Origin of the sequence: Agrococcus sp. SGAir0287 (assembly GCF_005484985.1) — a bacterium.
Taxonomy (GTDB): Bacteria; Actinomycetota; Actinomycetes; order Actinomycetales; family Microbacteriaceae; genus Agrococcus.
The window spans coordinates 1,213,335-1,234,491 of record NZ_CP027942.1 but is presented as its reverse complement, the minus strand read 5'-3'; the positions used below and the strand labels follow the sequence as shown (position 1 = coordinate 1,234,491).

Annotated in this window: 18 protein-coding genes and 2 pseudogenes; 5 read left to right on the top strand and 15 right to left on the bottom strand. The window is 74.2% G+C overall.

Annotated features, from left to right (window positions below; translation table 11 throughout):
• Positions 1 to 2: 2 nt before the first annotated feature.
• Positions 3 to 1,037, bottom strand: a complete 1,035-nt coding sequence (locus C1N71_RS05810) for an LLM class F420-dependent oxidoreductase (protein ID WP_137755544.1) — start codon at positions 1,035 to 1,037, stop codon at positions 3 to 5.
• 67 nt (positions 1,038 to 1,104) lie between these two features.
• Here C1N71_RS05810 and C1N71_RS05805 point away from each other — a divergent pair, with 67 nt between their 5' ends.
• Positions 1,105 to 2,010: an LLM class F420-dependent oxidoreductase gene (locus tag C1N71_RS05805; protein ID WP_137755543.1), complete on the top strand. Its 906-nt coding sequence runs from the start codon at positions 1,105 to 1,107 to the stop codon at positions 2,008 to 2,010.
• Positions 2,011 to 2,077: 67 nt separating this feature from the next.
• Here the strand turns inward: C1N71_RS05805 and C1N71_RS05800 are convergent, their stop codons facing one another.
• The 6 genes and pseudogenes from C1N71_RS05800 to C1N71_RS05775 all read right to left on the bottom strand — a co-directional run bounded on the left by C1N71_RS05800 (position 2,078) and on the right by C1N71_RS05775 (position 7,946).
• Positions 2,078 to 2,347 carry a GlsB/YeaQ/YmgE family stress response membrane protein gene (locus tag C1N71_RS05800; RefSeq protein WP_137755542.1) on the bottom strand — a complete coding sequence of 90 codons (270 nt, stop codon included), beginning with the start codon at positions 2,345 to 2,347 and terminating at the stop codon, positions 2,078 to 2,080.
• 195 nt (positions 2,348 to 2,542) lie between these two features.
• A complete protein-coding gene (gene gatB / locus C1N71_RS05795) occupies positions 2,543 to 4,057 on the bottom strand; it encodes an Asp-tRNA(Asn)/Glu-tRNA(Gln) amidotransferase subunit GatB (RefSeq protein WP_137757214.1) in 1,515 nt (504 codons plus the stop codon).
• Positions 4,054 to 5,583: an Asp-tRNA(Asn)/Glu-tRNA(Gln) amidotransferase subunit GatA gene (gatA, locus tag C1N71_RS05790; protein ID WP_137755541.1), complete on the bottom strand. Its 1,530-nt coding sequence runs from the start codon at positions 5,581 to 5,583 to the stop codon at positions 4,054 to 4,056. Before gatA ends, gatB begins: the two co-directional genes overlap by 4 nt.
• Positions 5,584 to 5,653: 70 nt before the next feature.
• Positions 5,654 to 5,878, bottom strand: a pseudogene (locus C1N71_RS15490) (Asp-tRNA(Asn)/Glu-tRNA(Gln) amidotransferase subunit GatC); the annotation flags it as partial.
• A 67-nt stretch (positions 5,879 to 5,945) separates the two neighbouring features.
• Positions 5,946 to 6,989, bottom strand: a complete 1,044-nt coding sequence (locus C1N71_RS05780) for a YdcF family protein (RefSeq protein WP_137755540.1) — start codon at positions 6,987 to 6,989, stop codon at positions 5,946 to 5,948.
• Positions 6,990 to 7,019: 30 nt separating this feature from the next.
• Complete coding sequence (locus C1N71_RS05775) at positions 7,020 to 7,946, bottom strand: YdcF family protein (RefSeq protein WP_137755539.1); 927 nt, start codon at positions 7,944 to 7,946, stop codon at positions 7,020 to 7,022.
• A gap of 87 nt (positions 7,947 to 8,033) precedes the next feature.
• Here C1N71_RS05775 and C1N71_RS05770 point away from each other — a divergent pair, with 87 nt between their 5' ends.
• A complete protein-coding gene (locus tag C1N71_RS05770; protein ID WP_137755538.1) occupies positions 8,034 to 9,095 on the top strand; it encodes an Rv2578c family radical SAM protein in 1,062 nt (353 codons plus the stop codon).
• 11 nt (positions 9,096 to 9,106) lie between these two features.
• Here C1N71_RS05770 and C1N71_RS05765 read toward each other — a convergent pair whose 3' ends face one another.
• On the bottom strand, positions 9,107 to 9,460 hold the full coding sequence (locus C1N71_RS05765; protein WP_137755537.1) for a winged helix-turn-helix transcriptional regulator: 354 nt from the start codon (positions 9,458 to 9,460) through the stop codon (positions 9,107 to 9,109).
• A gap of 93 nt (positions 9,461 to 9,553) precedes the next feature.
• Between C1N71_RS05765 and C1N71_RS05760 the strand changes: the two genes are divergently transcribed.
• On the top strand, positions 9,554 to 10,210 hold the full coding sequence (locus C1N71_RS05760; RefSeq protein ID WP_137755536.1) for an NAD(P)H-dependent oxidoreductase: 657 nt from the start codon (positions 9,554 to 9,556) through the stop codon (positions 10,208 to 10,210).
• A 13-nt stretch (positions 10,211 to 10,223) separates the two neighbouring features.
• Here the strand turns inward: C1N71_RS05760 and C1N71_RS05755 are convergent, their stop codons facing one another.
• The 7 genes from C1N71_RS05755 to C1N71_RS05725 all read right to left on the bottom strand — a co-directional run bounded on the left by C1N71_RS05755 (position 10,224) and on the right by C1N71_RS05725 (position 19,043).
• Entirely contained in the window at positions 10,224 to 11,411 is a 1,188-nt protein-coding gene (locus C1N71_RS05755; protein ID WP_137755535.1) for an NAD(P)/FAD-dependent oxidoreductase, read from the bottom strand.
• 63 nt (positions 11,412 to 11,474) lie between these two features.
• Entirely contained in the window at positions 11,475 to 12,425 is a 951-nt protein-coding gene (locus C1N71_RS05750; RefSeq protein ID WP_137755534.1) for a phosphotransferase enzyme family protein, read from the bottom strand.
• A 34-nt stretch (positions 12,426 to 12,459) separates the two neighbouring features.
• Complete coding sequence (locus tag C1N71_RS05745) at positions 12,460 to 13,611, bottom strand: AAA family ATPase (RefSeq protein WP_137755533.1); 1,152 nt, start codon at positions 13,609 to 13,611, stop codon at positions 12,460 to 12,462.
• Between the two features lie 25 nt (positions 13,612 to 13,636).
• Positions 13,637 to 14,143: a mycothiol transferase gene (locus C1N71_RS05740; protein ID WP_137755532.1), complete on the bottom strand. Its 507-nt coding sequence runs from the start codon at positions 14,141 to 14,143 to the stop codon at positions 13,637 to 13,639.
• Positions 14,143 to 16,521 (bottom strand): NAD-dependent DNA ligase LigA, encoded by a 2,379-nt coding sequence (ligA, locus tag C1N71_RS05735; protein ID WP_137755531.1) that lies wholly within the window; start codon positions 16,519 to 16,521, stop codon positions 14,143 to 14,145. The genes C1N71_RS05740 and ligA overlap by 1 nt, the downstream gene beginning before the upstream one ends.
• 81 nt (positions 16,522 to 16,602) lie before the next feature.
• Positions 16,603 to 17,712 (bottom strand): tRNA 2-thiouridine(34) synthase MnmA, encoded by a 1,110-nt coding sequence (gene mnmA / locus C1N71_RS05730; protein WP_137755530.1) that lies wholly within the window; start codon positions 17,710 to 17,712, stop codon positions 16,603 to 16,605.
• A gap of 203 nt (positions 17,713 to 17,915) precedes the next feature.
• Complete coding sequence (locus C1N71_RS05725; protein WP_137755529.1) at positions 17,916 to 19,043, bottom strand: cysteine desulfurase family protein; 1,128 nt, start codon at positions 19,041 to 19,043, stop codon at positions 17,916 to 17,918.
• Between C1N71_RS05725 and C1N71_RS15290 the strand changes: the two genes are divergently transcribed.
• Positions 19,042 to 19,455: a hypothetical protein gene (locus C1N71_RS15290; protein ID WP_368074141.1), complete on the top strand. Its 414-nt coding sequence runs from the start codon at positions 19,042 to 19,044 to the stop codon at positions 19,453 to 19,455. The two genes, C1N71_RS05725 and C1N71_RS15290, sit on opposite strands and share 2 nt — an antisense overlap.
• A pseudogene (gene glgX, locus C1N71_RS05720) lies at positions 19,353 to 21,029 on the top strand (glycogen debranching protein GlgX); the annotation flags it as partial. The gene C1N71_RS15290 and the pseudogene glgX, both read left to right, overlap by 103 nt.
• Between the last annotated feature and the right edge of the window lie 128 nt (positions 21,030 to 21,157).

The window sequence follows — 21,157 nt, the reverse complement described above, 5'->3', positions numbered from 1 at the left end:
CCTCACGAGCGCAGCGCCGCGACGGTCTCGAGCGCGGCGACGTCGCCCTGCACGAGCATGCGAGTCACGACGGTCGACTCCCATCGCTGCAGGTCGTCGCGGAGCTTCGGCAGCGGTCCGACGAGGCCGATCTCCTCGACGAGGCGCGTGGGCACCGCCGCGATGGCACCCGCCTTGTCGCCGGCGAGGTAGCGCTCCTGGATGACGGCGCACTCGGCCTCGTAGCCCAGGCGCGCGACGGCGTCGAGATGGAAGTTCTGCCCCTTCGCGCCCATGCCGCCGACGTAGAGCGCGATCATCGGCCGTACGCGGTCGGCGGCGCGCTCGACGTCGTCGTCGACGACGACGGGCACCGGCAGCGAGACCTCGAACGCCTCCGGCCCCGGCAGCGCCGGGTCGCGCAGCGCGAAGCCCTCCGCGAGGTTCGCCCGCGCCTCGGCGTCGAGCGCGGGCGACAGGAGGAAGGGCAGCCAGCCGTCGGCGATCTCCGCGGCGAGCGCGGTGTTCCTGGGGCCCTCGGCGGCGAGGTGGACGGGGATGCGCTCGCGCGAGGGATGCAGGGTCGACATGAGCGGCTTGCCGAGCCCGGTCGTGCCCTCGCCCGTGAGCGGTAGCGGCAGCTGCGGACCCGGCGCGGTCACGGGCGCCTGCCGCGCCATGACGGCGCGGAGGATCGCGACGTACTCGCGCGTGCGGGCGAGCGGGCGCGGGTAGGGCTGGCCGTACCAGCCCTCGACGACCTGCGGACCCGAGGCGCCGATGCCCAGGATGACGCGGCCGCCGGAGAGGTGGTCGAGCGTCATCGCCTGCATCGCCGTCGCCGCGGGCGTGCGCGCCGACAGCTGCGCGATGCCCGTCGCGAGCCGGATGGTGGACGTGCCCGCACCCCACCACGCGAGCGGGGTGAAGGCATCCGAGCCGTACGCCTCCGCCGTCCACACCGAGTCGAACCCGAGCCGCTCGGCGGCGAGGATCGTCTCGAGGGCCTCGGGCGGCGGTCCCTGACGCCAGTAGCCGATCGAGTAGCCGAACTCCACAGGACCAGCGTACGGCCGCGTGGCCCCCTGACCCGCGAGCCGCACCGATCGACCTAGGCTCGAGCGCATGACGCTGCGCATCTTCACCGAGCCCCAGCAGGGCGCCTCCTACGACGAGCTCCTCGCGATCGCGCTGCGCGCCGAGGCCGCGGGCTTCGACGCCTTCTTCCGCTCCGACCACTACCTGCGCATGGGCGACGGCGATCCGGGCTACGGGCCGACGGATGCGTGGACGAGCCTCGCGGGCCTCGCCCGCGACACGACGACCATCCGGCTGGGCACGCTCGTGTCCTCCGTCACCTACCGGCTGCCGGGCGTCCTCGCGATCCAGGTCGCGAACGTCGACGCGATGTCGGGCGGCCGCGTCGAGCTGGGCCTCGGCACCGGCTGGTTCGAGCAGGAGCACACGGCCTACGGCATCCCCTTCCCCGCGCGACGCTTCGACCTGCTCGAGGAGCAGCTCGCGATCGTGACGGGGCTGTGGGAGACGCCGCGCGGCGAGACGTTCTCGTTCGCCGGCGAGCACTACGCGCTCACCGACTCCCCCGCGCTGCCGAAGCCGGTGCAGTCGCCCGTGCCCGTGCTCGTCGGTGGACATGGCGCCAGGCGGACCCCCGCGATCGCGGCGCGCTACGCGACGGAGTTCAACATCCCGTTCCCTGAGCTCGACGCGATCGAGGCGACGTTCGCGCGGGTGCGGGACGCGGTCGCCGAGGCGGAGCGCACGGCGCCCCTCACGTGCTCGGTCGCGCTCGTCGCGTGCATCGGCCAGACCGAGGAGGAGTTCGTGCGTCGTGCCGAGCGCATCGGCCGCGAGCCGGCCGAGCTGCGCGAGCACGGCATCGCGGGCACGCCCGCCGAGGCGGCCGACCGCCTCGCGCAGGTGCGTGCGATGGGCGCCGAGCGCGTCTACCTGCAGTGCCTCGACCTGAGCGACCTCGACATGGTGGACGAGCTGGCGGCGCTCGCCTGACCGCGCACCCCGCCAGCGCGACGAAGGGGGCCGACCGGATGGTCGACCCCCTTCGCGCTGCCTGCCGTCAGGCGCGCGTCTTGCTGCCGCGCGTGATGAGGCCGTAGATCAGCAGCACGATGATCGAGCCGCCGATGGCGAGGAGCCACGTCGAGAGGTCGAAGAAGCCCTCGAGACCCACGCCGAACACGGCCGAGCCGATGAAGCCTCCGAGGAGCGCTCCGACGACGCCCAGGATGAGGGTGACGATCCAGCCGCCGCCCTGCCGTCCGGGGAGGATCAGCTTGGCGATGGCGCCGGCCACGAGGCCGAGCACGATCCAACCGATGATGCCCATTGGTGCGTTCCTTCCGTTGGGGGACGGGGCCCTGTGGGGCCCTGCTGCCACCGAGCGTGCCACCTTGGCGGCGGCTATGCAGCCTGAGCGCTGGGCCTTGACGAACGCGGGATTCGGTGGTTCGGATCCGCCGCGAGACGCGGATGGGCGCTCGGCGTGTCGCCAGCGCCCATCCGTCGTCCCAGGACATGAGCCTCAGCCCTGCGCGGCGCGCTCCAGCACGATCTCGCGCACGCGCGCGGCGTCCGCCTGGCCGCGCATCGCCTTCATCACCGCGCCGATCACGGCGCCGGCGGCCTGCACCTTGCCGTCGCGGATCTTCGCGAGCACGTCGGGTTGGGCGGCGAGCGCCTCGTCGACGGCCGCGACGAGGGCTCCCTCGTCCGAGACGACCTGCAGCCCGCGGGCCGCAGCGACCTCGGACGGGCTGCCCTCGCCTGCGACGACGCCCTCGAGCGCTTGGCGTGCGAGCCGATCCGAGAGGGTGCCCTCGTCCACGAGTCGCTGCAGCTCGGCGACGTGCGCAGGCGAGACGAGGCTCGCGGCGTCGACGCCGCGCTCGTTGGCGACGCGGGCGAGCTCGCCCGTCCACCACTTGCGCGCGGCGGCGGGCGTCGCGCCCGCGGCGACGGTCGCCTCGATCGTGTCGAGGAGCCCCGCGTTCACGACGTCCTGCAGCTCGAGGTCGGTGAAGCCCCACTCCTGCTGCAGCCGGCGACGGCGCAGCGCGGGCTGCTCGGGCAGCGCTGCGCGCAGCTCCTCGACGAGCTCGCGCGACGGCTGCACCGGCAGCAAGTCGGGCTCGGGGAAGTAGCGGTAGTCGTCGGCGTCGGACTTCGGGCGGCCGGGGCTCGTCGTGCCGGTGTCCTCGTGCCAGTGGCGCGTCTCCTGGACGATGGTGCCGCCGGCGGCGAGGATCGCGGCCTGCCGCTGGATCTCGTAGCGCACGGCGCGCTCGACGGAGCGCATCGAGTTGACGTTCTTCGTCTCCGTCCGCGTGCCGAACGCCTCCTGGCCGCGCGGGCGCAGCGAGACGTTCGCGTCGCATCGCAGGTTGCCGCGCTCCATGCGCGCCTCGGAGATGCCGAGCGACAGCACGATGTCGCGCACGGCGGCGACGTAGGCGCGCGCGAGCTCCGGGGCGTCGCGCTCGGCGCCGACGATCGGCTTCGTGACGATCTCGACGAGCGGCACGCCCGCGCGGTTGCAGTCGACGAGCGAGTACTCGGCGCCCTGGATGCGACCGGTGGCGCCGCCGACGTGCGTGAGCTTGCCGGCGTCCTCCTCCATGTGCGCGCGCTCGATCGGGATGTCGAAGCGCCGCCCGTCGGCGAGGTGCACCTCGACGGATCCCTCGAACGCGATGGGCTCGTCGTACTGCGAGATCTGGTAGTTCTTCGGGGTGTCCGGGTAGTAGTAGTTCTTCCGCGCGAAGCGGCTCGACTTGGCGATCTCGCAGCCGAGCGCGAGCCCGAGCGAGATGGAGTACCGGATCGCCTGCTCGTTCACGACCGGCAGGCTGCCGGGCAGGCCGAGGCTCAACGGGTCGATGAGCGTGTTCGGCGCGGCGTCGTGGTGGTCGGGATGCGCCGGGTTCGGCGCCGCCGAGAACATCTTCGTGCGCGTGCCGAGCTCGACGTGCACCTCGAAGCCGAGCACGGGCTCGTAGCGCTCGAGGGCCTCGTCGAAGTCCATGAGTCGGTCCTTCATCGTGCGGCCTCCGTGGAGAGTGCGGGAGCCTGGTCGGCGAGGATGCCGCCCCAGCGCTCGGCGAGCAGCGCCTCGATCGTCGCGCCCGCGCGGTAGAGCCGCACGTCCTCGAAGAGCGGGGCGAGCAGCTGCAGGCCGACGGGGAGGCCGTCGTCGCCGAGGCCCATGGGGATCGACATGCCGGGGATGCCCGCGAGGTTCGCGGGGATCGTCGTGACGTCGTTCGCGTACATCGCCAGCGGGTCGTCGATCTTCTCGCCGAAGCGGAAGGCCGTCGTCGGCGCGGCGGGGCTCACCAGCACGTCCGCGACGGCGAACGCGGCGTCGAAGTCGCGCTGGATGAGCGTGCGGACCTGCTGGGCGGAGCCGTAGTAGGCGTCGTAGTAGCCGGCGCTCAGCGCGTAGGTGCCGAGGATGATGCGGCGCTTGACCTCGGGGCCGAAGCCCGCCTCGCGCGAGGCTGCCATGACGTCCTCGACCGTGCCGCCGAGTGCGTCGACGCGGAGGCCGAAGCGCACGGAGTCGAAGCGGGCGAGGTTCGAGGAGGCCTCGGCGGGGAGGATGAGGTAGTAGGCGGCGACGGCGTACTCGACGCTCGGCATCGACACCTCGACGACCTCGCCGCCTGCGCCCTCGATGAGGGCGACGGTCTCGTGGAAGCGCTGCGCGACGTCGGGTGCGATGCCGTCGGCGTCGAGCTCGCGGATGACGCCGACCTTCAGCCCGGCGAGCGAGCCCGCGGCGGCACCCTCGCGCGCCGCGGCGGCGAACGACGGCCAGTCGCGCTGCAGCGACGTCGAGTCGTGCGGGTCGTGGCCGCCGATGACGTCGTGCACGAGCGCGGAGTCGAGCACGGTGCGCGAGACGGGGCCGACCTGGTCGAGGCTCGAGGCGAGCGCGATGGCGCCGTACCTGCTCACGCCGCCGTAGGTCGGCTTGACGCCGACCGTGCCCGTCACGGCGGCGGGCTGGCGGATCGAGCCGCCGGTGTCGCTGCCGAGGGCGAAGGGCGCCTCGAAGGCGGCGACGGCGGCGGCCGATCCGCCGCCCGAGCCGCCGGGGATGCGGCTCAGGTCCCACGGGTTGCGGGTCGGGCCGTACGCCGAGTGCTCCGTCGACGAGCCCATGGCGAACTCGTCCATGTTCGTCTTGCCGAGCGCCACGAGGCCGGCGGCCTTGAGGCGCGCGACGGGCGTCGCATCGTACGGGGGCACCCAGCCCTCGAGGATGCGCGAGCCGGACGTCGAGGGCATGCCGATCGTGCACAGGACGTCCTTGATCGCGACGGGCGCGCCGGCGAGCTCGTGGAGCGGCTCGCCCGCCGCGCGACGCTCGTCGATGCGGCGCGCGTCGTCGAGCGCGCCGGCGTTGACGTGCAGGAAGGCGTGCACGTCGCCGTCGACGGCGGCGATGCGATCGAGGTGCGCCTGCGTCGCCTCGACGCTCGAGACCTCGCCCGAGGCGAGGAGCCCTGCGAGCTCGGCGCCGGAGATGCGGGTCAGGTCGCCCGATGCCTGCGACGTCACTACTCCTCCCCAGGATCGCGGCGACGCGGAAGCGCTCGCCGTCGTGGCTCGGTGCTCCGGCGAACGCCTCGGCGTGGCTCAGCGTCGGCCCCTCGACGTCGGGTCGCGAGACGTTGGCGAGCGGCACGGGGTGGCTCGTGGCGGGCACGTCGTCGCCGACGGCCTCCGAGACCTTCGCGATGGCGTCGACGATGGCCGAGAGCTCGGTCGTGAGGCTCTCGATCTCCTCGTCGGTGAGGGCGATGCGCGAGAGGCCGGCGAGGTGCTCGACCTGCTCGCGGGTGATGTCGGACATGCGACTCCAGTCGGAGCGGAAGGGGATGCGTCCAGTCTACGGAAGGCGCGGACGCCCTCCGCCGCCGTCAGAGGCCCAGCGCGCGCACGAGCACGAGCGCGAGCAGCAGGGCCGTCGGCACGAGCAGCAGCCCGACGATCACGGCATGGGTGCGCAGGTGGTCGCGCAGCAGCGCGACGTACTCGCGCAGCAGCGCGCTCGGCAGGTAGCAGCGCGCCGTGGCTGCGCCGCGCGCGTGCCCCGCGATGCCGAGCCGTCGCAGCAGCGTCGCGGCGCGGAAGGCGTGGTAGTCGCTCGTCACGATCGTCACGGGTCCCTGGATGCCGCGCTCGAGCAGGAGCGCGCGCGTGAGACGCAGGTTCTCCTCGGTCGTCGTCGACGCGTCCTCGAGCAGCATGCGCCCCTCCTCCATGCCGAGCGACGCGGCGTGCTCGGCCATCGCGACCGCCTCGGGGCGCGGCTCGTCGGCGCCCTGGCCGCCCGAGAGCACGAGGATCGTGCGCGGATCGCGCCGCGCGAGGGCGACGCCGCGGGCCACGCGAGCGCCGAGCAGCGGCGACACGCGACCGTCGAAGAGCCCCGCGCCGAGCACGACGACCGCCGCGGCGACCGGGGCGCGCGCCGCGAGGCGCGCGTAGACCCAGGACCAGAGCAGGAAGGCGACGAGCACGAGGCCGAGGTAGCCGGCCGGCGCAGCGAGCAGGAGGACGACGACGACGATGCCGCCGAACCCGCCCGCGATCGTGACCCACCCGAGCGCGTAGAGCGCGAGCACCGCGACGCCGAGGAGGAGCGAGAGCAGGTGCGCAGGCGAGCGACGCTCGCGCAGCAGCATGAGGACGCCGTTCACGACGAGCACGACGCCGAGCACGAGGCCCGCGAGCGCCGGCACCCCCACGAGCAGCGCCGCCTGCGTCAGGCTGCGCGACTGGTCGTCGACGCCGAGCAGCGCGCCGACGTCGACGACCGTCGTGACGAGGTCGCCTGCGAGCGTCGTGACGAGCGAGGTCGCCGCGAGCGTCAGGAGGATGCCGGGGGCGAGTCGCCGCGGGTCGCGCGCGGCGAGCACGACGCCCACGATCGCGAGCGCCAGCGTGATGGGGCCCGGCACCCGACGATCCTATGCGTCGGGCGTCGCGCCTCAGCCGCCGACGCCGGTCGTGCGCGCGACGCCGGCCATCGTCAGGACGACCATCGCGAACCCCACGACGAGCGTCGTGCCGCGCGCGGGCCGCACGGTCGCGGCGAGCTCGCGCACGAGGGCGCCGGGCCGGTAGACGGGGCTCGACCACGACTCGGTCGCGTCGCCCTCGATGCCGAGCGCGCGCAGCAGCGTGCGCGTGCGGGGCACGTGGTACTCGCTCGTGACGACGAGCCAGGGCTCGGCGGCGCCGAGCGCCCTCGTCATCGCGAGGTTCTCGCGCGTGGACGTCGATCGGTCCTCGAGGTCGATCGCCTCGGCGGGCACGCCGCACGCCTCCACGAGGTGCTCGGCCATGGCCGAAGCCTCGCTGCGCGGCTCGTCCGGGCCCTGCCCGCCGGAGACGACGATGCGCACGCCCGGCTCGGCGTCATGCCAGAGCGCCGCCGCGCGCTCGACGCGCCGCCGCAGCAGCGGTCCGACGTGCCTGCCCTGCAGCGCACCGCCGAGCACGACGATCGTGCGCGGCGCCGAGCGCATCTCGAGCGGACGGGACGCGACGACGTGCAGCAGGTACGCGGCGAACGCGACGCCGAGCACCCAGACGGGCCAGCAGCAGTGCAGCAGCGCGGTGGCGAGCACGGGCTGCGCCGGGGCGAGCACGACGGCAGCGAGCGCGACGCACAGAGCCACGAGGCCGACGGCGCCGATCCCGACGTCGTGCCGGCGCACGCGCTGCATGCGGCGCATCGCGACGACGTGGGCGATCCCGGCGAGCCCGAGCGTGGGTGCGGTGACGAGCGCGGCGATCCAGACGGCGGCGTCCGCGACGGAGGCCCAGCCGCCTCGTGCGCCGAGCGCGACGGCGACGGCGACGACGGCGAGGCCGACGACGACGCCCCACACCTCGAAGCGACGCCCCAGCACGCCCCGAGCCTATGCGGCCCGGTCGCGCACCCCGGCTCACGGACGGGGCGACTTGCGCGTCATTCGAACGTGTGTTCGAATGACGGCATGCGATGGGAGGCCCAGCAGGCGACGCACGTCGACGCCGACGCGCTGCCAGGGCTCGAGGAGCGCGGCGCGACCCTCGAGCGATGGCCGACGCCGGGGTTCGACGGCATGGCGTTCCTCGAGGTCACGGCCCGCAGCGCGCTGAACCACGTGCGCGGCGGCGTCCTGGGCGACACGTGGACGATCAATCCGTACCGCGGCTGCCAGCACGCGTGCGTCTACTGCTTCGCCCGCGACACCCACCGCTACCTCGACCTCGACGCCGGCGCCGACTTCGACACCCGCATCGTCGTGAAGGCCAACGTCGTCGAGGTGCTCGAGCGCGAGCTGCGCACGACGCGGCACGGCGTGGACCGGGTGCACCTGGGCACGAACACGGATCCGTACCAGCGCGCCGAGGGGCGCTACCGGCTCATGCCGGGCATCCTGCGCGCGCTCGCGGCGCACGGCGCCGCGATCGCGATCCTGACGAAGGGCACCCTCCTCCGTCGCGACCTGCCGCTGCTCGCCGAGATCGCGCGCGAGGTGCCGGTCTCCATCGCGATGTCGATCGCGATCTTCGACGACGCGCTGCAGCAGTCCGTCGAGCCCGGCACGCCCTCCACCGCGGCACGTCTCGCCACGGTGCGCGCCGTGCGCGAGGCGGGGCTCGACTGCGAGGTCTTCCTCATGCCGATCCTCCCCGGCCTCACCGACACGCGCGCGCATCTCGAGCGCGCATACGCGGCGATCGCGGAGGCGGGCGCGACGAGCGCTGCCACGACGACCCTGCACCTGCGGCCGGGCGCCCGCGAGTGGTACCTGCGATGGCTCCAGGCCGAGCATCCGCACCTGCTCGAGCAGTACCGGCGCATCTACGGCGGCGGCACCACGGCGCGGCGCGACTACCGCGACTGGCTGCGGGCGCGCACGACGCCGCTCGCTCGCCGGCACGGGCTGCTGCGCACGCGGGTCGCCGACGGCACGGGCACGAACGTCGTGGCGAACGCGCGCCCGTCCGGCGCGCGGCAGCTGCCGTCGACGACCGCGACGCCCGCAGCCGTGCCGCTGCCGCTGTTCTGAGGCGGGCCCGCTCAGCGGGCGTCGGCCGGCTGCGCGCCGACGGCGAGGCTCTCCGACGCCCAGCGGCCGAGATCGTCGAGCACGGGCATGAGGCGCTGCCCCGCGTCGGTCAGGCCGTAGCGCACGGCCACCGGCGGTCCCGGCTCGACCACTCGCACGACGAGGCCCGTCGCGGCGAGCTCCGCGAGCCGATCCGCGAGCATCGTGTCGCTGATCCCCGGCACCGCGCGCCGCAGCTCGGCGAACGACTCCGTGCCGAAGCCGAGCACGCGCAGCAGCATGCCGTTCCACCGCTTGCCGAGCACGGCGAAGGCGCTCGTGATGGCGGCGTCGCAGACGACGGGATCGTGGGCGGGCTCGGTCACGCGGCCATCCTACGGCTGCTACGCTCGTCCGAGTCGCTCTGCTTTCCGTAGCGACTCTGCATCCAGCAGCAGGATCCTCGATCAAGGAGCAGCATGTCCCTCTTCCGCCTCGACGCCAGCATCATGCCCGCGACCTCCGCGAGCCGCGCCCTCGGCGACCTCGTCGAGCAGGCATGGGCCCAGGCGACGCCCGAGCCGCAGGTGCGTCGCCGCGACGTGGGCACCTCCCCCATCCCGGCCGACCTCTGGGCCGCGGCCGTGACGGAGGGCTTCACGCCCGAGGCCGAGCGGACGGACCTGCAGCGCCGCGGCCGAGCGCTCGCGACGGCGCTCGCGGACGAGCTGCTCGAGGCCGATGCGCTGCTGCTCACGGTGCCGCTCTACAACTACGGCGTCTCGCAGCATGTGAAGACCTGGTTCGACCTCGCCTACGCCGACCCGCGGATCGGGCCCGGCGCGACGGGCCTCGCAGGCACGCCGGCGGTGCTCGTCACGGTGCTCGGCGGATCGTACGCGCCCGGCACCCCGAAGGACGGCTGGGACCACTCGACCGGCTGGCTCGAGCGTGCGCTCCGCGACGTCTGGGGACTCGACCTCGAGGTCGTGCAGCGCGACCTCACGCTCGCGCACGCGAACCCGGCGATGGCCCAGCTGCGGCCGCTCGCGGACGAGCGGCAGGCGGCCGCCGAGGAGCAGGCGGCTGTCGCGGGCGAGCGCCTGGCTCGTGCGATGGCCGGCGCGCGGGCCTGAGCCTCGGCGCGCGCTACGCGCGGCCCCGCACGATGCCGTGCCAGTACAGGCGCGGCAGCACGTGCCGGTCGAGGAGATACCAGGCGCGGTGCGCACGCACCTCGTCGCGAGCGCGGACGGGCAGGGTGCGTCGCAGCGCGAGCGAGCGGTCGTACTCGGCGAAGGAGAGCCGACCGCCACCCGTCGCGACCGGCGCGACCGTGTAGCCGTCGTACCGCTCGAGCGGCTCGCCGGCCCGAGCGCGCCGGACGTTCTCGACGACGATGCGAGTCTGACGCCGCAGCGCGCCGCCGGTGCGCGCATCCCCGAGGTGCGCTGCGTCGCCGATGCCCCAGATGCGCGGGTGGGCGCGGTGGCGCAGCGTCTCGGGGTCGACGTCGACGAAGCCTCGCGTGCCCGGGCCGTCGAGACCGGACGCCGCGACGACCTCGGCCGCCGCGTACGGCGGCAGGAGGTGCAGGAGCTCGACGCGCTCGCGCGTCGCCCCGCTCGCCGTCTCGAGCAGCACCTCGTCGCCCTCGATGCCGACCACTCTCGTCGCGAGACGCACGCGGACGCCGGCCGCGACGAGATGCCGACGCCACTCGGCCTCGATCTCGGGGACGGGATGCAGTACCGGCTCGTCGTGGACCAGGGAGACGTCGATCGCGTCGAGCACGCCCTCGCGTCGCCAGTGGTCGCACGCGAGCAGCAGCGGCTTCATCGCGGTCTCCCGTCCCGACGCGGGCTGCGCGTGCAGGGTGAAGACGGCGGCGCCTCGGCGCAGGTCGCGGATGCGCTGCCATGTGCGCTCGAGCACGGCGTCGTCGAACGTCGTCACCGCGAGGCCCCGCCTCAGCGCGGCCGCCGCGCCGGGGAGGGCATCCCAGTCGATGCGCGCACCGGTCGCGACGACGACGTCGGCGCCCGCGACCTCGCTGCCGTCCTCGAGCGTCACGACGCGCGAGCGCGGGTCGATGCGCACGGCCGCCCTGCGATGCCACGCGACCTCGTCGGGCACGAGGTGGGCCTGCGGTCGGGAGAGCTCGCGCGCGTGGGCGAGCCCGAGGCCGACGTAGTTCTGCAGCGGCTTGTAGACGTGCCGCGGCGAGGGCTCGACGAGCCCCACGTCCAGGCAGCCCCGCCGGACGAGTCGGGCGGCGGTCGCGAGTCCGCCGTTGCCTGCGCCGATGACCAGGACGTCGTGCCGATGCATCGCCATGCGGGCGACGCTACGGCCGCGGTCGTCGCGTGCGCGGGGCGTTGACAGCGGCCGCCGGCACGCTCAGGGCAGTGCGAAGCGCTCGGCATCGAGCGTCAGCAGGTCCTCGAGGTAGGCGAGGTTCGCGGGGTCCGTCTCGACGCCCTCGGTGAGATGCCAGGTGCCCCACTCCATGCGCATGTACTCGAGCGCGGTCGGCCACGCGGAGCGCTCGGTCGCACCGAGCGGCGGCGCCTCGGCGAGGTACCCGGCGAGGAAGGCTCGCCACTCCTCGCCAGAGAGCGCACGTCCGGCGCAGCCGACGTCCTCGAGCGGGAAGAGCAGCACCGCGAGCGCGAGGTCGAGCAGGCGCGGCGCGAGCGCGGCGTTCTCGAGGTCGACCGTCATCGCGCCCTCGTCATCGAACAGGAGGTTCGCGGCGCGGTGGTCGAGCGACGCGGGGATGCACGGCAGCGCTGCCGCGCGCATCGCCCGCAGGGTGTCGCCGAAGCGTTCGAGGGCCGCGATCCACGGGCCCGGATCCGCGTGCGGCCAGTGCTCCGCGGTCGAGCGGCGCACGGCCTCGACGTCCTCCGCGATCGAGTCGGCGGCATCCGTGCCCCACTCGAAGACCGGGAAGCCCTCGATGGCGAGGTCCGTGGAGGCTGCGTGCATCGTGCCGAGCAGCCGGCCCGCGGCGGCGACGTCGGTGCTCGAGCCGTCCCACCCGCGGCCGCGCAGCCTGGGATAGGCGACCCAGCGTTCGCGGCGCCCCTCGCCGTCCTCCTCGATCGTGACGTCGACGGGTGGCAGCAGCGGCGCGACGGTGCGCACGCCGCGCCCCACGAGCACGCGCTGCCAAGCCTCGAGCGCATGCTGCCCGCTGCCCCAGGTGCGCTTGACGACTGCGGGCACGTCGCCGCCGGGCGCATGCACGCGCGCCCACCAGACGAGCGAGAAGCGATGGATGGAGTCGGTGCCGTCGATCGTGAGATCCGGCCCGAAGGCCGCCTGCACCGCCGCACGCACGCTCATGCCACCAGGCTACGAGACTCGGCTGCTCGAGCCCTCAGCGGCTCGGCCATCGCCAGGCGGGCACGTCGAGCGGCCCCTCTCGTCCGGCGACGAGCGTCTCGCCGCCTGCGCGCTCGAGCTCGACGCGCGCGCCGCCCAGCGCATCCGCGAGGACGCGCGAGTGCGTGACGACCACGACCTGGGTCTCGTCGGCGGCGTCGCGGATGCGGGCTGCGAGCGCGGGCAGCAGGTCGTCGTGCAGGCTGCGCTCCGGCTCGTTCAGCACGAGAAGCCCGGGGCGCTCGACCGACGTGAGGGCGGCGACGAGCAGCAGGTACTGCATCGTGCCGTCGGAGAGCTCGGGCGCCTCGAGCGCGCGGAGCATGCCGGGCTGGCGGAGCGCGAGCCGCATCCGCCCGCCCTCGGCGACGATCTCGAGCCGCGAGCCTTGGAACCCCTCCTCGATGGCGCGCTCGACGGTGCCGTCGGCTCGCGACTCGATCGTCGTCTGCAGCACGGCCGCGAGGTTCGCGCCGTCGTCGTCGAGGCGCACGGCACGCGTCGCCACCTGCGGCTGCCTGGCCGGCGCGTGCGCATCCGTGCGCAGCGCGTCGTGGAAGCGCCACGCTCGCAGGATGCGGCGCGCGCCGGCGATCTCGGGCGCGGCGTCGGAGCCCGGCAGCTCGTCGAGCAGCGAGTCCCACGGCGCGAGCGTGCGCGAGAGCTCGACCCAGCCGTCGTCGCCGCGGCTCTGCGCGAGGGGGCCCGCGCGCCGCGCGAGGGTCGACGCCGGACGCGGCTCGAGACCTGCGAAGACGTGCTCCTGCTTCAGCACGGGGTCGCGCGCGAACATCGTGGGGCCGGAGGGCACGGGCAGGCCGAGATCGACGGCGTAGCCGAGCTCGTCGCCGCCGAAGCCGAGGCGCAGCGCGACGGGCCCCTGCCGCACGAGGCCCTGCGCCGGGGCGCCCGCGAGCACCGCGGCGCTGATCGTCTCGGGTCCGGCCCACAGCACGCCGTCGAGCCCGCCCGAGGCCGCGAGGGAGGGGACGACGCGCCCGGCGCCGCAGTCGGCGAGCAGTCGCAGGGCGCGGTAGAGGTTCGACTTGCCGCTGCCGTTCGGACCCGTCACGACCGTGAGCGGCTCGAGGTCGACGACGAGCGAGCGAATCGAGCGGTATCCCTCGATCGCGAGGCGCCCGATCATGCCCGCGCGCGCCGTGCGATCGCCGTCATGCGCCCAGCAGGCCGCGGAGGTACGACGCCTGCCCGGCGTGCTGGATGGCGTCGTCGGCGACGCTCACGAGCCGGACGCCGAGCGTCACCGGCGGATCCCACCGCTCGTCGACGACGCGATCGAGATCCTCGTCGGAGCAGGCGTCGACGTACGAGACCGCGCGTGCGTGCGCGGCGTCGGCGTACGCGACGAGCGCCTCCACCGACGTCGGTCGCACGCGTGCGACATCCGCCGGGTCGTGCCCGTAGCCGGTGTCGTCGGGGTCGGCCTCGAGCCCGAACGACGCCGCCCAGTCGCCCGTCGCCCAGAGCTGGTCGGTGCCCAGCAGCTCGGAGACGTGATGGTCCTGCACCCGCGCGAGATGCCACACGAGCCACGCGATCGTGTTCGCCTCGGGCGCCGGGCGCTCGACCAGCCGCTCGGGCGAGAGCCCGTCGACCGCGCGACGCACCTCCCCCGGGATGCGTCCGTAGAGCTCGTGCAGCACGGCGATGGCGTCCATCAGGCCTCCTCGGTGGCGGACTCGGTGGTGTCGGCGTCGACGTCGGCGTCGGCGTCGGCGGGCTCGGCGATCGCCGCCGGACCCTCGGTGACGAGCAGGTGGAACTGCGCGGCGTCGATGATGCGCACGCCGAGCGTCTCCGCCTTCGTGAGCTTCGAGCCCGCGCCGGGGCCGGCGGCGACGTAGTCGGTCTTCTTCGAGACGCTCGAGGCAGCCTTGCCGCCCGCCGCCATGATCGCCTCCTGCGCGCCCTCGCGCGTGTAGCCCTCGAGGGATCCGGTCGCGACGACCGTGAGGCCGGCGAGGACGCCGCCCGCCGCGGCGGCGGCACCCGGACCGGGATGACCGGGGATCGCGAACCGCACGCCCGCTGCCCGCCACCGCTCGAGGATCTCCCGGTGCCAGTCGACGGCGAGCCACTCGATCACGGCGTCGGCGATGATGGGGCCGACGCCCTCGACCTCCGCGAGCTCGTCGCGTGTCGCGCGCTCGATCGCCTCGAGCGACCCGAACCAGCCGGCGAGCGCCCGTGCCGCGACCGGTCCGACGTGCCGGATGCTGAGGCTGACGAGCTGGCGCCACAGGTCGGTGGTCTTCGCGCGCTCGAGCTCCGCGAGCAGCGTGAGCGCCTGCTTCGACGGCTGCGGACCGGAGAGCCCCTCCTTGCGCTCCGCGGCGGTCGGGTTCCGCTGGAAGGGCGTACGGCGCACGATCTCGTCGGTCTTGGGATCGCGCTTGGGCTCGCCCGTCTCGCCGTCGCGCACGACGACCTCGATGCCGATGAGGTCGTCGATCGTGAGGTCGAAGAGGCCCGCCTCGGTCTCGAGCGGCGGCGTCGACGGCACCTCCGGCTGCGTGAGCGCCGCGGCCGTCACCTCGCCGAGCGCCTCGACGTCGAGCGCACCGCGGCTGCCGACGTGCTCCACGCGTCCGCGCACCTGGGCGGGGCACGAGCGGGCGTTGGGACACCGCAGGTCGACGTCGCCCTCCTTCATCGGCCGCAGCTCGGTGCCGCAGTCGGGGCAGTGCGTCGGCATGACGAACGCGCGCTCGGAGCCGTCGCGCAGCTCCGCCACGGGGCCGAGCACCTCGGGGATGACGTCGCCCGCCTTGCGCAGCACGACGGTGTCGCCGATGAGCACGCCCTTCGCGACCACGACGTCCTGATTGTGGAGCGTCGCCTGCCGCACGACGGATCCCGAGACGCGCACGGGCTCCATGACGGCGAACGGCGTGGCCCGGCCCGTGCGGCCGACGCTCACGACGATGTCGATGAGGCGCGTGTGCACCTCCTCGGGCGGGTACTTGTAGGCGATGGCCCACCGCGGGGCGCGGCTCGTGGCGCCGAGCTCGTCGTGCAGCGCGAGCTCGTCGACCTTCACGACGACGCCGTCGATCTCGTGCTCGACCGAGTGCCGCTCGCGGCCGTACTGCTCGACGAAGTCGACGACGCCGTCGACGTCGTCGACGACGCGCAGGTACGGGCTCGTCGGCAGCCCCCACTCGGCGAGCAGGCCGTAGACCTCCGACTGCGATGCGACGGGGGGATCCTGCCAGGCGCCGATGCCGTGGACGTAGAGGCGGAGCGCCTCGACGCGCGCGTCGGCCGCCTCGCGATCGAGCCCCTCCTTCTTGTCGAGCTGCTGACGGAGGCCGCCCGACGCCGCGTTGCGCGGGTTCGCGAAGGCGGGGAAGCGGCGCAGCGCCGAGTCGACGGCCCGCTGCTCGTCGAACTCGCCGCGGGTCGCGGCGGGGCGCGCCTCCCAGCGCTCGCGCGTCGCCGCGAGCTGCCGCTCGCGCAGCCGCTCCTGCAGCGCGTTGAGCGCCTCGAACTCGGCGGACGGGATGAAGACCTCGCCGCGCACCTCGACGAGGTCGGGGTGCCCCGTGCCGGTCAGCTCGCGCGGGATGCCGGCGACGCGCAGCGCGTTCTCGGTGACGTCCTCCCCCACGCGTCCGTCGCCGCGCGTGGCCGCCGTCACGAGGCGTCCGCGCTCGTAGCGCAGCGCGATCGCGAGGCCGTCGATCTTCAGCTCGCACAGCCACGCGCCCGTGCGCCCCGCGGCGGCCTCGGTCTTCGCGGCCCACTCGCGCAGCTCGTCGACGGAGAAGACGTTGTCGAGGCTCAGCATGCGCTCGGCGTGGGTGACGGGATCGAAGAGCGCCGAGACGGCGCCGCCGACGGTCTGCGTCGGCGAGTCCTGGCTCTGCAGCTCGGGATGCTCGGCCTCGAGTGCCTCGAGCTCGTGGACGAGCGCGTCGTACTCGGCGTCGGAGAGCACCTGCGCGTCCTGCTGGTAGTACGCGTCGCGCGCCCGCTCGATCTGCTCGCGGAGCTGCTGTGCGTGGTCGTTCGCCGCGTCGAGCGTCGTCGTCATGCCCCCATCCTGCCGTGAGCCGCCCACACGCATCCGGCCCCTTGCCCACGCCTCGAGCGAGCGTCTCGACGTCGTGAACCCTCAGACTCCCGCGGGCTCCGCGGCGACCGTGCGGTCGATCGTGCACTGCCCCAGCACGCGGGTGCCGAGGTAGAGCACGGCCGACTGGCCGGTCGCGACGCCGGAGAGCGGTGCGTCGACGCGCACGACGAGCTCGTCGTCGACGAGGGATGCCGTCGCGGGCACGGGGTCGGCGTGCGCGCGGATCTGCACCTCGACGGCGAGGCCGCCGGGCGCCGCGAGCCCGGGGTGCCGCTCCCCCGCCCACGTCACGCGCGTGCCGCCGAGCTCGACGACCGCGAGCGCCTCGCGCGGGCCCACGACGACCTCGCGCGTCGACGGGCGCACCTCGAGCACGAAGCGCGGGCGTCCGTCGGGGCTCGGCACGCCGAGGCGCAGGCCGCGGCGCTGCCCGACCGTGAAGCCGTGCGCACCCGCATGGTCGCCGACGACCGTGCCGTCGCGCTCGACGATCGCGCCCGGCGCATCCCCCAGCCGCTCGGCGAGGAATCCGCGGGTGTCGCCGTCGGGGATGAAGCAGATGTCGTGGCTGTCGGGCTTGCTCGCCACGGCGAGGCCACGGCGCTCGGCCTCGGCACGCACCTCGGCCTTCGACGGCGTGTCGGCGAGCGGGAACATGCAATGCGCGAGCTGCTCGCCCGTGAGCACGCCGAGCACGTACGACTGGTCCTTCGCCCAGTCGGCGGCGCGGTGCAGCTCCGGGCCGGATGCCGCGTCGACGATCCGCGCGTAGTGCCCCGTCGCGACCCGGTCGAAGCCGAGCCCGATCGCCCGGTCGAGCAGGGCGGCGAACTTGATGCGCTCGTTGCAGCGCAGGCACGGGTTCGGCGTGCGGCCCGCGGCGTACTCGCCGAGGAAGTCCTCGACGACCTCCTGCTGGAAGCGCTCCGAGAAGTCCCACACGTAGAAGGGGATGCCGAGGCGGTCGGCGACGCGGCGCGCGTCCATCGCGTCCTCGACGGTGCAGCAGCCGCGCGATCCCGTGCGCAGCGTGCCCGCGTTGCGGTTGAGGGCGAGGTGCACGCCCACGACGTCGTGCCCGGCGTCGACGGCGCGCGCGGCGGCCACGGCGGAGTCGACGCCGCCCGACATCGCTGCGAGCACCTGCATGCCGTCCACGCTACCGAGCCGTGCGCGTGACGTTGACGCCGTGACTGGCCACGAAGGGCTGCCCTTCCTGGCCACTCCTCACCCATGGCGGCCACCGTCCGACCGATCGTGGCCATCGTTCGACCGTTCGTGGCCAGTCAGCGGTTCCGGGCGACGCACCCAGGGCCCCGGACGACGATGCGGATGGGATGCGGATGCGCGGGCTACGCCGACGCCGCGCGCGCCGTCGCGATGGCGCCGGGCAGAGTCGCGCAGAGCGCGTCGACGTCGTCGCTCGTCGTCGTGCGACCGAGCGAGACGCGCAGCGGCGCGAGGTGCCCGAGCCCCATCGCCGCGAGGACGTGCGAAGGCTCCTGCACCCCGGCGGTGCACGCCGAGCCGTTCGACACCGCGAAGCCGAGCCGGTCGAGCGTGAAGACGATCGTCTCGGGCTCTGCGCCCTCGATCGCGAGATGCGCGACGTGCGGCGCGCACGCGTCGGACGGCGCGGTCGCCACGACGCCGGGCACGGCGGTCCCCACCGCGAGCACCCGATCGCGCAGCGCGGCGAGCCGCGCCGACTCCGACGCGAGCTCCTCGACCGCCTCGGCGATCGCGATGGACGCGCAGTGCGCGCCGAGCACGTCCTGCGTGCCCGAGCGCAGGCCCCGCTGCTGCCCGCCGCCGTGCACGATCGGCGCGATCGGCGCATCGCGCGCGACGAGCAGCACGCCGACCCCGACGGGCCCCCCGACCTTGTGCGCGGACAGGCCGATCGTCGTCGCGCCGGCGGCCCCGAGACCGAGCGAGCGCGCCGACACCGGCAGATGCCCGAGCGCCTGCACGGCGTCGACGTGCATCGGCACGCCCGCCGTGCGCGCGAGGGCCGCGAGCGCCGCGACGTCCTGCACCGTGCCGATCTCGTTCGACACCCAGATCGACGTCGCGAGCGCCGCCCCCTCCAGGGCGGCGGCGAACGCGTCGTGGTCGATCGACGCCTGCCGGGAGATCGGCACCCACCGCACCTCGCGGCCCGCCGCGGCGAGCGCCTCCGCGGTGTCGAGCGTCGCGTGGTGCTCGCCGTCGGGCACGACGAGCGCACCGGGACGCACGCGCGCCATGCCCTGCAGCGCGAGGTTCGTCGACTCCGTGCCGCCCGACGTCAGCACCACCTCGGTCGGATGCGCGTCGAGCGCCTGCGCGATCCGCTCCCGCGCCTCCTCGAGCAGCGCCGCGGCACGCTGCCCAGCGCGATGCGTCGAGGCCGGGTTCGCGAGCGCGGGCGCCTCGGCCATCGCCGCGACGACCGACGGCCGCAGCGGCGTCGTGGCAGCGTGATCGAGGTACCGCATGGCGTCGCCTAGCCTAGGGAGCATGGATCGGCTCGTCGGCGACCTCGGTCTCCGGCAGACCGGTCGGGGACACGTCCTGCGCGTGTGGTCGCGGCATGCGACGTCGATGGAGCTGCGCATCTTCGACGCGCACGACCTCGACCGCGTCACGCATCGCATCCCGATGCGCCGCGGCGACGACGACGTGTGGAGCGCCGAGTCGGACCTGCTGCAGCCGGGCACCGCCTACGCGGTCGGGGTCGACGGGCCGAGCGGCCCGACCCATCGCTTCGACGCGACGCGCCACGCCCTCCCCCGCACGCGAAGGGCATCCAGCGCACGCCGTCCGGCGAGCACCGCGCGACCGTCATCGACTCGACGTTCGACTGGGGGGACTCGCGACGGCCCGCGACCCCGCTCGACGAGACCGTGATCTACGAGGCGCACGTGAAGGGCCTCACGCAGCTCTCGCCGCACATGCCCGAGGAGCTGCGCGGCACGTACGCGGGGCTCGCGCATCCGAGCACGATCGCATACCTCAAGGATCTCGGCGTCACGGCGGTGCAGCTGCTGCCCATCCACTACTTCGTCTCCGAGCAGCGGCTGCTCGCGCAGGGCCGCACGAACTACTGGGGCTACAACACGCTGTCGTGGATGACGCCGCACAGCGCATACGCGTCGCGCGCCAACCGCCTCGACGGCACGGGCGGCGTGCTGCGCGAGGTGAAGGGGATGGTGCGGCTGCTGCACGAGGCGGGCATCGAGGTCTACCTCGACGTCGTCTACAACCACACGGCCGAGGAGGGCCCGGGCGGTCCCGGCGCCAGCCTGCGCCTCATCGACGACGCCTCGTACTACCGCCAGACCGACGATGGCCGCTACGTGGACGTCACCGGGTGCGGGAACACCGTCGACTTCTCGCTGCCGGCCGCGCAGGCGCTCGTGCTCGACAGCCTGCGCTACTGGGCGCACGACGTGCAGATCGACGGCTTCCGCTTCGACCTCGCCGTGACCCTCGGTCGCGGCGAGGATGCGTCGTTCTCGCCCGAGCATCCGCTGCTGCGCGCGATCGCGACCGACGAGTCCCTGCGCGGCGTGACGATGATCGCCGAGCCGTGGGACGTCGGGATGGGCGGCTGGCAGGTCGGGCGCTTCGGCGACGGCTGGAGCGAGTGGAACGACGGCTACCGCGACCGCGTGCGGCAGTTCTGGCTCGGCGACTACCGCAGGCTGCGCCACGGCGAGCCGGCGACGACGTCGCTCGGACCGATCGCCCACGCGATCGCGGGGAGCGAGGGCGTCTTCACGGGCCGGCGCGGCCCGCTCGCCTCCGTCAATCTCGTCACGGCGCACGACGGCTTCACGCTCACCGACCTCGTCCGCTACGACGAGAAGCACAACCTCGCGAACGGCGAGGACAACCGCGACGGCACGAACGACAACCGCTCGTACAACCACGGCGTCGAGGGCCGCACCGACGACGTGGCGGTGCAGCTCGACCGGCGCCGGTCGATGCGCAACGTGCTCGGCACGCTGCTCGTCTCCGCCGGCATCCCCATGCTGACGGCGGGCGACGAGTTCGGCCGCACCCAGCGCGGCAACAACAACGCCTACTGCATCGACTCCGCGCTGACGTGGATGCCGTGGGTCCGCAAGCCGTGGCAGGACGAGTTCCTCGAGCAGTCGCGCAGGCTCATCCTGCTGCGGCGCGAGCATCCCGCCCTGCGTCCGCTGGAGTACGGCCGCGACGACCTGCGGGTCGCGGGCTCGAGCCGCATGGAGTGGTTCAACGCGTTCGGCGCGCCCATGACCATCGACGACTGGGAGCACGGCCACGATCGCACCGTGCAGCACATGACCGAGTCGACGCCGATCGACGAGCCGTACTCGCGCGTGCTCGTCGTGCTGCACGGCTCGCCGCGCGAGGCGGAGGTCACGATGCCGAACGCCGACGGCGTCGAGGGCTACGAGCTCCTGTGGTCGAGCGCCGACGACCGGCACGACGGCGAACGCCAGGTGCCCGGTGACACGATCGCGATGCCGCCGATGAGCATGCGCGTCTACCGCGTCGACGGCATCCCCGCCTCCGGAGAGCCGAGGGCCGAGGTCGTCGAGTGGCGTCGCCGCTCGACGCC

What these genes read in the sequence shown, in the direction of transcription:
- C1N71_RS05760 (WP_137755536.1), top strand. Translation starts at nt 9,554, where the DNA reads ATGTCCCTCTTCCGCCTCGACGCCAGCATCATGCCCGCGACCTCCGCG.
- C1N71_RS05745 (WP_137755533.1), bottom strand. Translation starts at nt 13,611, where the DNA reads ATGATCGGGCGCCTCGCGATCGAGGGATACCGCTCGATTCGCTCGCTC.
- C1N71_RS15290 (WP_368074141.1), top strand. Translation starts at nt 19,042, where the DNA reads ATGGCGTCGCCTAGCCTAGGGAGCATGGATCGGCTCGTCGGCGACCTC.
- C1N71_RS05805 (WP_137755543.1), top strand. Translation starts at nt 1,105, where the DNA reads ATGACGCTGCGCATCTTCACCGAGCCCCAGCAGGGCGCCTCCTACGAC.
- C1N71_RS05800 (WP_137755542.1), bottom strand. Translation starts at nt 2,347, where the DNA reads ATGGGCATCATCGGTTGGATCGTGCTCGGCCTCGTGGCCGGCGCCATC.
- C1N71_RS05770 (WP_137755538.1), top strand. Translation starts at nt 8,034, where the DNA reads ATGCGATGGGAGGCCCAGCAGGCGACGCACGTCGACGCCGACGCGCTG.
- C1N71_RS05750 (WP_137755534.1), bottom strand. Translation starts at nt 12,425, where the DNA reads ATGAGCGTGCGTGCGGCGGTGCAGGCGGCCTTCGGGCCGGATCTCACG.
- mnmA (WP_137755530.1), bottom strand. Translation starts at nt 17,712, where the DNA reads ATGCAGGTGCTCGCAGCGATGTCGGGCGGCGTCGACTCCGCCGTGGCC.
- C1N71_RS05740 (WP_137755532.1), bottom strand. Translation starts at nt 14,143, where the DNA reads ATGGACGCCATCGCCGTGCTGCACGAGCTCTACGGACGCATCCCGGGG.
- C1N71_RS05725 (WP_137755529.1), bottom strand. Translation starts at nt 19,043, where the DNA reads ATGCGGTACCTCGATCACGCTGCCACGACGCCGCTGCGGCCGTCGGTC.
- ligA (WP_137755531.1), bottom strand. Translation starts at nt 16,521, where the DNA reads ATGACGACGACGCTCGACGCGGCGAACGACCACGCACAGCAGCTCCGC.
- gatB (WP_137757214.1), bottom strand. Translation starts at nt 4,057, where the DNA reads ATGAAGGACCGACTCATGGACTTCGACGAGGCCCTCGAGCGCTACGAG.
- C1N71_RS05755 (WP_137755535.1), bottom strand. Translation starts at nt 11,411, where the DNA reads ATGGCGATGCATCGGCACGACGTCCTGGTCATCGGCGCAGGCAACGGC.